Source organism: Shewanella fodinae (assembly GCF_014651955.1).
Taxonomy (GTDB): Bacteria; Pseudomonadota; Gammaproteobacteria; order Enterobacterales; family Shewanellaceae; genus Shewanella; species Shewanella fodinae.
Window position 1 is genome coordinate 19901 of the sequence record NZ_BMXW01000028.1, and the last position, 14049, is coordinate 33949.

Consider the following 14049-nt stretch of genomic DNA (forward strand, 5'->3'; position numbering starts at 1 on the left):
TTATGGGACGCACTGATCAGTATTTCTTGGCAGCCAATGCGGCCTGGATCTGCGCTACGGCAGTGCCACCAAGTACATTCCGTTTATCGAGACACGCTTCGATGGTGAGATTGGGATAAACATCCTCGGCTATTACCGCGGCATAGGACTGTAAAGTCGCCAACGGCAACTGTTCTATTGGTTTAGCTTCAGCAATCGCTCTTAGTACCACTTCACCTACCACATGGTGTGCTTCACGGAATGGCATGCCTTTAGAGACCAAGTAATCGGCCAATTCGGTGGCATTAGCATAACCTTGCTGTGCCGCCTGTAAGGCTCGATTACGATTCACCTTTACGCCTTCCAGCACCAAAGCTGCCATTTTCAGACACAGACTCCAGCTGTCCATCACATCAAACAAGCCTTCTTTGTCTTCCTGCATGTCCTTGTTGTACGCCAGCGGCAACGCTTTCATGGTGGTCAGAATACCGGTCAAAGAACCATACACCCGGCCGGTTTTACCGCGGATCAACTCCAGTGCATCCGGGTTCTTTTTCTGCGGCATCAAGGACGAACCCGAGGTGACGTTATCGGCCAATTCAATAAAATTAGCTTCGCCAGAGTTGAAGAAAATCATATCTTCCGCCATCCGGCTAAGGTGCATCATGCTGATAGCAGCATCACTGCACAGCTCCACCACATGATCACGATCAGAGACGCTGTCGAGACTGTTCAGTGTCGGTGCCGCAAACCCCAAGCTTAGCGCCAAGGCTTTACGGTCAATCGGATAAGCTGTGCCTGCCAGTGCACCACTGCCTAATGGGCAAGTGTTAAGGCGAGTCATGGTATCTTGCAAGCGGCTGAGGTCGCGCTCAAACATCTCCACATAAGCCAAAGCCCAATGTCCCATCGTGATCGGCTGTGCCCGTTGCAGGTGGGTATATCCCGGCATCACTGCATCCAGCTCCCGCTCAGCCAGTGCCAACATCGCCTGTTTTAACTGGTTCAGTAAGGTAAGCAAATGCTCACCTTCTTCTTTGCACCACAGTTTGAGATCGGTGGCAACCTGATCGTTACGAGAGCGTCCGGTATGCAGTTTTTTGCCGAGATCGCCCACTTTTTCGATCAGCTTCTGTTCCACGAAACTGTGAATATCTTCAGCACCGGAACTCAGGATCTGCTGTGGCTGATCTTTTACTTCAACGAGCAATTCCTGTAGTGCTTGTTGCAATGACGCCAGTTCCGCCTCAGTTAACACCCCAGCCTTGGCAATGGCTGCCGCCCAAGCGACTGAGCCCTGAATGTCCTGTTCTACCAGACGATAATCTACCGGCAATGAGTCGTTGAAGAGTTGGAAAAGTTCGCTGCTCGGGCCACTGAAACGGCCGCCCCATAATGCCATGTTGAAATTCCTCTGTTGCTGATAAACAAAAGGGGCGCCGGGGCGCCCCATAAATCACAGGCTTACTTATTGCTGTTGATAGCACGGATACGGCTTGCCAGAGAGTACAGGCGGATAAAGCCTTCTGCATGTTTCTGGTCGTATACAGTATCTTCACCAAAAGTGGCAAATGCTTCGGAGTAGAGGCTGTTAGGCGAACGTTTTTTCACTGGGGTCGCCTGACCTTTATAGAGCTTGATCACCACTTCGCCGTTGACATCTTTCGCCAACGCTTCGGATGCAGCTAACAACGAACCACACAGTGGGGTAAACCAGCGACCGTCGTACACCAGATGCGCCATCTGCGCTGCAACTTGTTCACGCCAGGCGCGACTGGTCTTGTCCAGTACCAGCTCTTCCACAGCACGCAGCGCCGCCATCATCACGGTGCCACCGGGCGTTTCATAACAGCCACGGGATTTCATGCCCACCAAGCGGTTTTCGGTAATATCGACTCGGCCAACACCATGAGCGGCGGCGATTTCGTTGAGCTTCACCAAGGCAGCATAAGGTGCCAGTTGTTCACCGTTAACGGCAGTCACACGGCAATCTTGCACCTCAACGGTGACATATTCAGGCGCATCTGGTGCATCTTCTGGATCAACGGTCCAAGTCCACACTGCTTTGCTAGGCTCGTTCCATGGGCTTTCCAGCTCACCACCTTCGGTAGAGATGTGCCAAGCGTTAGCGTCACGGCTATAGATCTTGGTTGCTGATGCTGAAGTTTTGATATGGCGTTCCGCCAGATAGGCCAGCAGATCTTCCCGACTCTGCATAGTCCATTCACGCCACGGCGCAATCACTTTCAGATCAGGGGCTAAGGCGGCGAAACAACCTTCAAAACGTACTTGGTCGTTACCTTTACCAGTACACCCATGAGCCAGTGCATCGGCACCCACTTTACGGGCAACTTCAACCTGTGCTTTAGCAATGATAGGGCGAGCCATTGAGGTACCCAACAGGTAAGTACCTTCGTAGATGGCACCGGTGGCAATCGTTGGGTAGATGTAGTCTTTAACAAACTCTTCTTTTAAATCAACAATATGACATTCTGAAGCGCCTGAGGCTAGGGCTTTTTCAGTCAACCCTACCAGTTCCGCAGGGTCTTGACCGATATCGGCGCAAAAGGCCACAATTTCGCAGTTGTTATAGTTTTCTTTCAACCATGGGATGATGGCCGAGGTGTCCAAACCACCGGAGTAAGCCAGCACCACTTTTTTCACTTGAGTGTTTTTCTGTGCAATAGACATCTTATATTTCCTGGATTAAAAGGCCGTTGGCCATCAATTTAACAGAGTGACAAGTACCGCATTTTGGGCGTGCATCCGGTTTTGCGCCTGCTGCAGGATCAACGAACCTTCACCGTCCATGACCTCATCCGTCACTTCCACCCCGCGATGAGCGGGCAAGCAATGCATGAAATACTTGACCTTATATTTTTCCATCAATTCTTTTGAGACCTGATATTGGGCAAATTTAGCCGCAATATCTGACAATTTGGTGCTATCGCCCATAGAGATCCACGTATCAGTGTAGACCGCATCGACACCTTCGAGCGCACTCACATCTGGCGTCAGCAATAAACTACCGCCATGAACAGCCGCCAATTGCTGCGCCTGAGTCACAGCGAAACCATCAGGGAAATGTCCTTCAGGACAGATCACCGTCATCTGCGCCCCAACAATCGCGGCACCCAGCATCAAGGAGTTGGTCACATTATTACCGTCACCGATATAGGCCAGTTGCAGACCTTGCAGACTTCCTAATACTTCCTTGAGCGTCAGCAAATCGGCCAGCACCTGACAGGGGTGATACAGATCCGATAACGCATTAACTACCGGCACAGTGGCGTATTCTGCCAATTCTTCCACCGTCACATGACTGAAGGTACGCGCCACAATGGCATCGGCCCATTGAGAGATATTGCCAGCAAAATCGCGCACCGACTCCCGTTTACCTAAAGCACCATTTTGCTGATCCATGTAGACACAGTGACCACCGAGCTTATTGATACCGATATCAAAACTTACTCGGGTACGCAGTGAGGGCTTTTCGAACAGCATCACCACATTCTTCCCATCGAGTGCGTGACGATATTCGGCTGGATTGGCTTTTATTTTTAGCGCCAGCTCCAGCAATGCCAACAGTTGCGATTGGCTCAGGTCTTTAAGGGACAACAGGTGCTTCATAACTAATCCTTACTTACGGTTGAATTTGAGTTCCGATGTTCTCTCCTCGGGCAAGGGCAGCCAACTGGGCTGCATCCCGCCATGAGGCAACCTGTACTGGCTGCCCCATCTGCTCCGCCACATCTAGCGCAGCTTCTACTTTAACTTTCATGCCTTTTTCAATAACGCCCTGTCTCACCAGCTGCTGGATCTGCTCCCGGTTCAACTGTGGAATTAATTGACCTTTGCCATCCAAAACCCCAGACACATCAGACAGCAATACCAACTTACCGCCCACCAGTTTTGCCAACACAGTAGCGGCTTCATCGGCATTCACATTCAGCAAATCGCCGCTTGCCGACACCGCAATGGAACTGACGATCGGCATCCAGCCTTGTGCCAGCACAAAGTTGATATAAGCGCCGTCTTTAGGAGAGACTTCACCCACCAACCCCAGGCGTTCATCTTTGATACGAGCATCTACCAGGTTGCCGTCTGCTAGGCTCATTCCTACCGCCACCACGCCAGCTTTTACTGCGGCGGCCTGCAAGATTTTGTTGGAAGTGCCAGCTAACGCCCCGACCACGATTGGCATCTGCTCGGCTGGTGTTACCCGCAAGCCGTCCAGCTTCACGGTTTCCATACCATTAACCTGCAACTGTTCATCTACCAGATAGCCGCCACCATGGACCAATACCACCTTCTGTCCCTGGGACAACATCTTGGCTGCCGTTTCCATCAGCCGTGCCATGCCCATTTCGCACTGCATCAACGCGCCACCGACTTTCAGAACCAACACACTGTCATTTGTGCTCATAAAGAAAACTCTCAAAACGCCTCAAGGGCCGGTTAATTCACAGATTAAAATGAATCTTTATGCACTGCAGCGCTTGGCTGGCAGCACCTTTCATCAAATTGTCGATAGCGCTAGCGACCACCAGATAGCCACTTGCCTCATCAAACTTCCAGCCAATATGGCAGTTAGGCGTCAGTACCACATCATCCACTTTCGGGAAACGATTGTGCGTTACCTTTACCAGAGGTGAATCATCGTAGACATTATAAGCTTGCGCCACTTGTTCAGTGGTGGTCCCTGGCTGCAGTTGCGCGGTAATAGTTGCCAGAATACCTCGCTTAAAATTACCCAAATGCGGCGTAAAAATTACTTGCTGTCCCAAATGTGTGGCGATTTCTGGTTGATGACGATGTCCGAGCACACCATAAGGGGTCAGGCTGACTTCGCAAAAACTGGTATGTAACTGCGCCTTGCGGCCAGCACCGGTAACACCACTGACCGCATTGATCACCGGCCAAGTGCTAGTAAGCAGTGATTTCACGGGTTTGAGCGCTAGCAAAGATGCCGTTGGGTAGCAGCCCGGCACCGCAATCATCCGTGTCGCGGCAATCTTGTCCGCATTCCACTCTGCTAGACCATAGATGGCCTGCGCTAATACTTCGGGTTGTGTATGTTCAAAACCGTACCACTTTGGATACTGGGCAGCGTCTGCAAAACGATAGGCGCCACTGAGATCAAACACACTCAGCCCTTGCGCATAAAACCAAGCAGCAAGTTCCAGACTCACGGCATGTTCCGTCGCCAACACCACCGCATCGGATTCAGCGACGATCTGAGCCTTGGCGGCAGCCGTTAGCGGTTGCAATACATAGGGGATTTGCTGGTATACAGGATAAAGGTCGGCCAGCGCTTTGCCTTTGTCGAGACTGTTTTCGGAGACATACAATCCCTGCACACTGAGCCCTGGGTCATTTTCAATCAACGCGGTTATCTGGGCTCCGGTGTAGCCACTGGCACCGATAATGGCAATATTTTTCATGATCTCAAATCTATATCTAGTCAAAAGGAAGGGCTAAAGTCATGCCCGGGCAGAATGCCTGATGACAAGTTTAACGCTGCAGGGATTATATGCAGCTTTTATCTGTATTAAGCTCAATATAGAACAAAAACAGGGTATTTTAAGCGGGTGTCGGCTTTTGTCTGGTGACACCAGTCTTAGCTGTTTGTTAGACTACCATATAAGTTTATTTATGCAATATATGTGAATATTTATATTTACTATTTTGGCGGAATTATGACCAAACTACCGGAACTCAAGCGCAGCTTCAGCGCGCTTATCGCATCACCATCAATCAGCGCTATTGAGGCTGCACAGGATCAGAGCAACAAAGGGGTACTGGATCTGCTCAGTAATTGGTTTACTGAATTGGGGTTTCAGTGTCAGCAACAGGCTGTGGCCAATAGTCGTAACAAATATAATTTGCTGGCGTCGCTGGGATCTGGCAGCGGTGGTCTGTTACTGGCGGGGCATACTGATACGGTTCCGTTCGATGAGGGTCGCTGGCACCAGGATCCATTTACGCTGACAGAAAAAGAGGGCCGCTGGTACGGGCTCGGCACCTGCGACATGAAAGGGTTTTTCGCGCTGATTTTGGAAGCGCTGAAAGACATGCCGTTACAGCAATTTAAACGGCCGCTGTACATTCTCGCCAGTGCCGATGAAGAAACCACCATGAGTGGCGCGAAAACCTTTGCAGCCAATGCGGCCATTCGTCCCGAGTATGCCATCATCGGTGAGCCAACCAGCCTGCGCCCGGTCTATATGCATAAAGGCCATCTGGCACAAGGCATTCGAATCACCGGCCGCAGCGGCCACTCTTCCGATCCATCGAAAGGGCTGAATGCCATCGACATCATGTATCAGGTAATCGGACAGTTACTGAAATTAAAACAACATCTGGCCGACAATTATCGAGAAAACGCTTTTAGCGTACCCTACCCGACCATGAATTTTGGTCACATCCACGGCGGTGATGCCGCTAACCGGATCTGCGGTTGCTGCGATCTACATCTGGATATTCGTCCTTTGCCCGGCATTGCTATTGCGGATTTACAACTGATGACACAGCAGTATCTGCTGCCTATTAGCGAAAAATATCCGGGAGCTGTCAGTATCAGCACTTTATATCCAGGTGCCGAGCCTTTCGCTGATACCGCAGATTCTGCTTGGAGTCAGTTGGTAGCCAAACTATCGGGTAACGCACCGGAAGTAGTAAATTATGCCACTGAGGCACCCTATATTCGCAGTCTCGGCTGTCATACGCTAGTCCTTGGCCCAGGCAGTATCGACCAAGCCCACCAACCCGATGAATTTTTGGATCTGGCGCAGGTCAAACCGACGATATCCCTGTTAAAACAGCTGATTTATCACGCCTGTATCGAATAAGATACACCTAACCATGGTATCACTGCATTGACCAAGCCCCTCGCTGGGTAGGGTGACAGGCAGTGGTTTTGGTATCGTCACACATTTTGGGGAATGGGAGTCACAATGGAACAAACGACAGATATGTATGCCGCGCTACGGGCCAATGTCAGTAAGCTGGGGCAAATCCTTGGCGATACCATGCGTGATCATCTAGGCGAGCCTTTTTTAGAGAAGGTTGAACAAATCCGGCAATTGGCCAAGCGCTCTCGGAATGGTGACAGCGCCGCCCGGACACAGATGCTAGCACTGCTGAACGCATTGCCTGACGATGAGTTGGTTCCGGTTGCCAAAGCCTTTAACCAGTTTCTCAATCTGGCCAACATCGCCGAGCAGTTTCACACCATCAGCCGCAATTGTGATGAATTGGTATGTGTGCCTGATCCGGTTGATTTGTTACTCGGGCGTATGCTCAATGGACCTATTGATCAGCAGCAGATGCTCAACTGCCTGAAAACCATGGATATCGATCTGGTGCTAACGGCACATCCCACCGAGATCTCACGGCGCACACTGATCCAGAAATATGCGGCAGTCGTTGATTGTCTGGCAGCCCTGGAGAACGACAAACTCGGCCAACGAGAGATGAAACAGCTAACGTTGCGACTGCGACAACTGGTATCACAAATCTGGCATACCAACGAAATCCGCAGTATCCGGCCAACGCCGGTTGATGAAGCCCGCTGGGGGCTGGCAACGATAGAAGCTTCGCTGTGGCAAGCGGTGCCTGATTTTCTGCGACAACTCAATGATCAGATAGAAGAACGCACCGGGAAACAGCTTCCCATTGATATCGCGCCAGTGCGATTTTCCAGCTGGATGGGGGGCGATCGCGATGGCAACCCGTTTGTTACCGCCACAGTGACACAGGAAGTCCTAGACCGCAATCGCCATGCGGCCGCAAGGCTGCATCTGAAAGATATTGTTGAGTTAGTGGCTGAGCTGTCAATGGAAGATGCCAATGCTGAACTGATGGCATATACCCACAACAGCCGTGAGCCTTATCGTGATGTACTGCGGGATCTGCGGCAGAAACTGCGCAACACCATCGACTTTCTTAATGCCCGCATTGAAGGCCACCAACCAGAAGTGGACTACCACAGCATTATCTGGCAAGAAGAAGATTTACAAGCACCACTGATGCTGCTGTATCGCAGCTTATGTGATTGCGGAATGCGGCTGATAGCCAACGGTCTATTGTTGGATATGCTGCGACGCCTTGCCTGCTTTGGCATCCACATGCTCAGATTGGATATTCGCCAAGACGCCGCCAGACATGCCGAAGTGTTGGGCGAACTTACCCGTTACCTAGGCATTGGTGACTATGCCCATTGGGGAGAGTCGGAGAAACAGGCATTTCTGCTGAAGGAACTCACTAACCGTCGGCCACTGCTTCCCGTCAACTGGCAACCATCGGACAATGTTGCCGAAGTGCTGGCAACTTGTCGATTGATCGCCCAACAACCGGCGAAAGCGTTGGGCTCATACGTCATATCTATGGCGGGCAAACCTTCTGACGTGCTGGCGGTACTACTGCTGTTAAAGGAAACCGGTTGTCCACATCCCATGCGAGTAGTACCGCTATTTGAAACCTTGGATGATTTGAACCATGCCGCCAGTTGTATAACAGCGCTGCTGAATATCGACTGGTATCGCGACTACACCAAAGGTACACAAGAAGTAATGATCGGTTACTCCGATTCCGCCAAAGATGCCGGGGTGATGGCGGCGGCGTGGGCACAATATCGGGCCCAGGAGCAGTTAGTAGCTGTCTGCCGTAATGCCGACGTCAAATTGATCCTGTTCCACGGTCGAGGTGGCACGGTGGGCCGCGGCGGAGCACCAGCCCATGATGCCATTCTGTCGCAACCGCCAGGCTCCGTTGATGGCCGCATTCGGGTGACAGAACAAGGAGAGATGATCCGCTTTAAATTCGGTTTGCCCAAGCAGGCCGTGCAATCGCTGGCGCTCTATACCTCAGCGGTTATGGAAGCTACCTTGCTACCACCACCTGAACCCAAACCACAATGGCGTGAATGCATGGAGCGAATTGCCGCCGATTCGGTAACGGCTTACCGTAAAGTGGTGCGTGAAGACCCAGACTTTGTTGCCTATTTCCGGGCAGCCACTCCCGAAGTGGAACTCGGCAAGCTCCCCCTTGGCAGTCGCCCAGCTAAACGTCGTGTCGATGGTGGTATTGAGAGCCTGCGGGCTATCCCGTGGATCTTTGCCTGGTCACAAAATCGCTTGATGTTACCTGCCTGGCTCGGTGCGGGAGAATCACTGCAAGCCGCAATCGATCGTGGTGAAAAGAACTTGCTGCAGGAGATGGAGCAACACTGGCCATTTTTCCGTACCCGGATCTCGATGATGGAAATGGTCTACGCCAAAGCTGAACCCAATCTGGCGCGTTATTATGAAACCTGCTTGGTGCCACCGACACTACATCACCTGGGCGAGGACCTGATAAACCGGCTGCAACTGGGTATAAAAGTGGTACTAGAACTCACGGGTAGCGATACGCTGATGGCACATACACCGTGGAATCGTGAGTCCATCAAGCTACGTAACCCCTATATCGACCCGTTGAATTTCTTGCAGGCAGAACTGTTAGCGCGTACACGTAAAGAGCAGCAGACATCTACCACACTGGAACTCGCCTTGATGCTAACCATTGCGGGTGTCGCCGCCGGGATGAGGAACACAGGTTGATGAAATACTTACTATTATTAATCGCAACTCTGTACCTAGGTGGGTGTGCCAGTCAGTACAGCATCAGCGAACAACAAGTCGAGCACTATCTCAACGATAAACTCGCCAAACCGTATCAGGTAAAAGAGGGATCGTCGGCGCTGTCGCTGGGTTTTAGCAGCGTCTCGGTCACCCTTGGGGCAAAGCCGGGGGTCATGGCGGTAACGGCCTCGGCAGAAATGAAAATTGCCACGCCCATCATCCCCATTAAAGCGGAGTTACAGGCAGTATTTGAGGCGAAGCCCGTATATGACCACACCAGTCATAGTGTATTTCTCAAAGATCTGCAACTGGTACAGTTGACCTCAACACCGGCAAAGCTACAACGCTTACTCGGCGGAGTGACCCCTCAATTAATGGATATGGCAAGGACGTTGCTGGAAAACCAGCCAGTTTATGTATTGAATACTCACAACAGCACCCAGGCAAAACTGGCTGAAATAACCAAAGACATCAAAGTAGAGCGAGGCGAACTGGTGTTACAGTTTGAGTAGTCATCCAATCACCATTTGATAGTGACTACTCACACGCAGCATCACTTTGGATAGCGCTGAATGAAGGAGTAGTCAACAATGACCGCTTCATTCAGCAATTCCCGCCGCAACATGTCATACGCCACCGCAGAACTGATACTGCGTACCAGTTCTCGCGAGCGGCCAGCGAGCAGGATCATCTGGCTATATACTGCATTACGGGTCGCCAGAGCGATGGCAACGGTTCCCACCGGTTTTTCTGTAGTGCCACCATCAGGCCCGGCAATACCACTGGTTGCCAAGGCAAAATCGCTGCCAAGCAACTCACGGGCACCGCGCGCCATCTCTTCCACCACCGGGATAGATACGGCGCCGTAGTCATCGAGCGTCTGCGGCTTAACACCAAGAACCCGCACTTTGCTTTCGTTGGAATAAGTGACCAACCCCTGATGTAAATATGAGGAGCTTCCTGGGAAGGCAACCAACTGACTGGTGATCATGCCGCCAGTGCAAGACTCCGCCACACTGAGACTCAATCCAGATTGATATAAGCGCTGATGGATCTCCTCCGCCAGTGATTGACGATTTTCCGCCACGACAGCCGTTCCCAAGGCTTGCTTAACCTCTGCCGTCACCGCGGCAAGTTGTGCAATGGCAGCCGCTCCTCTGGCAAAAATCTTAATCTCGATGTGAGGCATCGATGAACGGTAACCAAGAGTAATTCCGCCCGGCAAACTCAGAGGTTCCAGCTTTGCCGCCAGTGACGATTCGCCATGCCCAATCGTCAGCAGTTTCTCTACGGCAATATCGGATTGAATAGCAAATTCATCGCGGATAAACGGTAGGAACTGCTCCTGTACCATATGTTTTAATTCAAAGGGCACCCCCGGCGTAAAGAACAGCCAAGCGCGGTTGAGTTTAACGCGGAATCCGCAAGCAGTACCCACCGGATTATCAACCATAATGGCCGATGCAGGTAATAGTGCCTGCTTAAGGTTGTTAGCAGGCATAGGACGATTATTGCGCGCAAACCAGTCGGTGATGCGCTGACGCCATATTGGGTTTTCTACCAAAGGTTCTTCTTTGGCTCGGGCCATCGCTTCTGCAGACAGATCATCCGACGTCGGCCCTAAGCCACCATTTACTAGAATCACATCGGCTTGCATGCTGCGCTCACGGAAAACGGCAATCAAATCATCCATACGGTCGCCTACCGTCACCCGGCGTTGCACTTCTATACCGTGCTCCATCATCAGATTGGCAAACCAGGCGGCATTGGTGTCCACTATCTGTCCAGAGAGCACCTCTTCACCGGTACAAATCATCTCCAATTTCATTAACGCACCTGTTCCTATTCAGCTCCTTCAACGTACACAAGATTACGCTAAATCAACAGATAAGGGTACGAAAAGGACGGATAAGAGCTGATAGCTGACAATAAAATTAAACAGCCCGTGGCTACGGGCTGTTTGAGGCTAAACACTATTGAATTGGTGGAGCTGACTGCAGTTCTAATCCCAGCGAGGCAATAATCCCCAGCGCCGCTTTGCGACCGTCTGACATGGCGGTCACCACCAGATCAGCGCCACGGACAATATCGCCGCCAGCGAATATTTGGGGATGACTGGTTTGGCAAGGGAAGCGACTATTACGGGGTGCTTCTATCAGCCCCCATCGATTACATTTCACTTTAGCGGCTTCCAACCAAGGCATTGAGTGGGCACTGAAACCAAAAGCAATAATCAGCGCATCAGCTTCCAGCACAAATTCTGAGCCTGCAACCACCTGTGGTCGCCGCCGACCGCTACTGTCAGGCTCGCCTAATTCGGTACGGATAAGGCCAATACCCGCAAAATGCCCTTGCGCATCTAGTTGGATAAACTGTGGTTGCACATTAAAGAGAAACTCAGCCCCTTCTTCGCGGGCATTCTTTACCTCTTTCTTGGAGCCGGGCATGTTAGCCTCATCGCGACGATAGGCACACGTCACAACAGCAGCCCCCTGCCGCAAAGATGTGCGCAGACAATCCATCGCAGTGTCCCCACCGCCTAATACCACCACCCTTTTCCCAGCAAGATTAATATAGGGTTCATCAACCAACGCAGGTAAACCCATCTCGTGCTTGGTATTGGCAATCAAAAAAGGTAACGCCTCATAGACGCCCGGGGCATCTTCATGCTCCAACCCCGCTTGCATCGACTGGTAAGTGCCAGTTCCCACAAACACTGCATCAAACTCATCTAGCAGTTGTTGCAATGAAATATCACGACCGACTTCGGTCTCCAGACGGAACTCGATCCCCATGTCAGCAAACAGCTGGTGGCGATTAATTAATACCTGCTTGTCCAGCTTGAAAGCCGGAATACCAAATGTCAGCATGCCGCCAATCTCGGGATGGCGATCAAACACCACGGCCTTTATACCGTTGCGGCTTAGAATATCTGCACATCCAAGGCCTGCAGGTCCGGCACCGATGACCGCAACCCGTTTGCCAGTAGCCTTCACATGTTGCAGGTTAGGTTTCCAACCGTTAGCTAGCGCGGTATCAGTGATATAACGTTCCACATTTCCTATGGTGACCGCACCATATTTATCTTTCAGCGTGCACGAACCTTCACACAAACGATCTTGCGGGCATACCCGGCCACAGACTTCCGGCAATGAACTGGTTTTATGGGACAGCTCTACTGCTTCATTTATGCGGCCTTGTTTTGCCAACTCCAATAACCTAGGAATATTGTTGTGTAGGGGACAAGTCCATTCACACACAGAGCGATCACTGCAACTCAGACAACGGTCGGCTTGATCCTCCACCTGCTTGGTCGAAAAAGGCTGATAGGTTTCAACAAAGGTAGTTTTACGTAAGGCCAAAGGCGTTTTCAGTGCTTCCTGACGCGGCCGTTGAGGTAACGAGGCTAGAATTGGTGTCAACCGATGAATATGAGGAGAACCCAAATCATATGCTACGCCTGCACTGCGTAATTGCTTCTGCCGCCGTAAAGCAACTAACGCTTGATCGTCCAGCAATCGCAACGCTTTGGTCGGGCATGCTTGTACGCAAGCAGGTCCCTGTTCACTGTCATGGCATAAGTCACACTTGTGAGCATAAGCTTTAACTTCAGTGCCATTAGTTTCTTCATAAACCATATTGATGGCACCAAACGGACAGGCCAGCACACAGCTTTTACAGCCAATACATTTATCTTGCTGCAGTTGGATACTACCATCCTGACGCGACAGCGCTCGCACTGGGCACGCATTAGCACAAGGCGCATCCTCACAATGCCGACAGACAGCGGCTGAGATCCGCGACGCCCCTCTGACAACTTTAATTCGAGGGTGGAATGCTTCAGCACTATCGGGATAACGCCCGCCGTTATGCGACAAGACACAGGCAATCTCACAGGCCCGGCAACCAATACAATCATTGCCGTTGGCGATAACAAACTGATTCATTAGAACTCCCCAATAGAACTGCTAAGCACCTCAGGCAAATATCCGTTCCCCAACAGTATTCACCTGAAACAGCGCAACAAGCTGTTGCACATTTGAATATTCTAACCTGCTAAACTGGATTGAAAACTTGATGCCGGACAGGAACCTGGCGGTTGGGGGCGCGATAAAAGCACAGAAAAGCACTCATCCGATGACATAAACGCAATCGGATCGGAGTTATAACGAGGGAAGAGATAGCAATTTAAACTGATAATCTTGCTGCGAAGTTCTACAGAAAACAAATGGCGAATATCGCAGTTTTCCGCAGTATTAGAAAACGAAACATGGCACCTAAGCAGTTATAGAGTTATTGATAACGAAAAGGAATTTCAGAGATAAAAAGCAAAAAGCCTCGTCTGTTGACGAGGCCTTGCTATTAGTGGCGGGATGGACGGGACTCGAACCCGCGACCCCCGGCGTGACAGGCCGGTATTCTAACCAACTGAACTACCACCCCACTG

10 protein-coding genes and 1 tRNA gene are annotated in these 14049 nt (G+C 51.1%); 3 read left to right on the forward strand and 8 right to left on the reverse strand.

Annotated features, from left to right (window positions below; genetic code table 11):
• Positions 1-16: 16 nt before the first annotated feature.
• The 5 genes from argH to argC all read right to left on the reverse strand — a co-directional run bounded on the left by argH (position 17) and on the right by argC (position 5423).
• Positions 17-1381, reverse strand: coding sequence for an argininosuccinate lyase (argH, locus tag IE064_RS17055; RefSeq protein ID WP_189618897.1), 1365 nt, complete (start codon positions 1379-1381; stop codon positions 17-19).
• A 62-nt stretch (positions 1382-1443) separates the two neighbouring features.
• Positions 1444-2670, reverse strand: coding sequence for an argininosuccinate synthase (locus tag IE064_RS17060; RefSeq protein WP_189618898.1), 1227 nt, complete (start codon positions 2668-2670; stop codon positions 1444-1446).
• A gap of 33 nt (positions 2671-2703) precedes the next feature.
• Positions 2704-3609 carry an ornithine carbamoyltransferase gene (locus tag IE064_RS17065; protein WP_189618899.1) on the reverse strand — a complete coding sequence of 302 codons (906 nt, stop codon included), beginning with the start codon at positions 3607-3609 and terminating at the stop codon, positions 2704-2706.
• 13 nt (positions 3610-3622) lie between these two features.
• Complete coding sequence (argB, locus tag IE064_RS17070) at positions 3623-4405, reverse strand: acetylglutamate kinase (protein ID WP_189618900.1); 783 nt, start codon at positions 4403-4405, stop codon at positions 3623-3625.
• A gap of 37 nt (positions 4406-4442) precedes the next feature.
• The gene (gene argC, locus IE064_RS17075) at positions 4443-5423 is read right to left on the reverse strand and encodes an N-acetyl-gamma-glutamyl-phosphate reductase (RefSeq protein WP_189618901.1); all 981 of its coding nucleotides are present in this window, start codon (positions 5421-5423) and stop codon (positions 4443-4445) included.
• A gap of 255 nt (positions 5424-5678) precedes the next feature.
• Here argC and argE point away from each other — a divergent pair, with 255 nt between their 5' ends.
• The 3 genes from argE (at position 5679) to IE064_RS17090 (ending at position 10114) form a co-directional block, all read left to right on the forward strand.
• Positions 5679-6830 carry an acetylornithine deacetylase gene (gene argE, locus IE064_RS17080; protein ID WP_189618902.1) on the forward strand — a complete coding sequence of 384 codons (1152 nt, stop codon included), beginning with the start codon at positions 5679-5681 and terminating at the stop codon, positions 6828-6830.
• Positions 6831-6935: 105 nt separating this feature from the next.
• Positions 6936-9581 carry a phosphoenolpyruvate carboxylase gene (gene ppc, locus IE064_RS17085; RefSeq protein WP_189618903.1) on the forward strand — a complete coding sequence of 882 codons (2646 nt, stop codon included), beginning with the start codon at positions 6936-6938 and terminating at the stop codon, positions 9579-9581.
• Positions 9581-10114, forward strand: a complete 534-nt coding sequence (locus tag IE064_RS17090; protein ID WP_189618904.1) for a YceB family lipoprotein — start codon at positions 9581-9583, stop codon at positions 10112-10114. The genes ppc and IE064_RS17090 overlap by 1 nt, the downstream gene beginning before the upstream one ends.
• 41 nt (positions 10115-10155) lie before the next feature.
• Here the strand turns inward: IE064_RS17090 and IE064_RS17095 are convergent, their stop codons facing one another.
• The 3 genes from IE064_RS17095 to IE064_RS17105 form a co-directional block, all read right to left on the reverse strand.
• Positions 10156-11430 (reverse strand): CinA family nicotinamide mononucleotide deamidase-related protein, encoded by a 1275-nt coding sequence (locus tag IE064_RS17095; RefSeq protein WP_189618905.1) that lies wholly within the window; start codon positions 11428-11430, stop codon positions 10156-10158.
• A 145-nt stretch (positions 11431-11575) separates the two neighbouring features.
• On the reverse strand, positions 11576-13549 hold the full coding sequence (aegA, locus tag IE064_RS17100) for a formate-dependent uric acid utilization protein AegA (protein ID WP_189618906.1): 1974 nt from the start codon (positions 13547-13549) through the stop codon (positions 11576-11578).
• A 419-nt stretch (positions 13550-13968) separates the two neighbouring features.
• Positions 13969-14045 (reverse strand) — tRNA-Asp (locus IE064_RS17105).
• Positions 14046-14049: the final 4 nt, after the last annotated feature.

Excerpts from the sequence above, each read along its gene's own strand:
- argH (WP_189618897.1), bottom strand. The coding sequence starts at position 1,381 with ATGGCATTATGGGGCGGCCGTTTCAGTGGCCCGAGCAGCGAACTTTTC.
- IE064_RS17060 (WP_189618898.1), bottom strand. The coding sequence starts at position 2,670 with ATGTCTATTGCACAGAAAAACACTCAAGTGAAAAAAGTGGTGCTGGCT.
- IE064_RS17065 (WP_189618899.1), bottom strand. The coding sequence starts at position 3,609 with ATGAAGCACCTGTTGTCCCTTAAAGACCTGAGCCAATCGCAACTGTTG.
- argB (WP_189618900.1), bottom strand. The coding sequence starts at position 4,405 with ATGAGCACAAATGACAGTGTGTTGGTTCTGAAAGTCGGTGGCGCGTTG.
- argC (WP_189618901.1), bottom strand. The coding sequence starts at position 5,423 with ATGAAAAATATTGCCATTATCGGTGCCAGTGGCTACACCGGAGCCCAG.
- argE (WP_189618902.1), top strand. The coding sequence starts at position 5,679 with ATGACCAAACTACCGGAACTCAAGCGCAGCTTCAGCGCGCTTATCGCA.
- ppc (WP_189618903.1), top strand. The coding sequence starts at position 6,936 with ATGGAACAAACGACAGATATGTATGCCGCGCTACGGGCCAATGTCAGT.
- IE064_RS17090 (WP_189618904.1), top strand. The coding sequence starts at position 9,581 with ATGAAATACTTACTATTATTAATCGCAACTCTGTACCTAGGTGGGTGT.
- IE064_RS17095 (WP_189618905.1), bottom strand. The coding sequence starts at position 11,430 with ATGAAATTGGAGATGATTTGTACCGGTGAAGAGGTGCTCTCTGGACAG.
- aegA (WP_189618906.1), bottom strand. The coding sequence starts at position 13,549 with ATGAATCAGTTTGTTATCGCCAACGGCAATGATTGTATTGGTTGCCGG.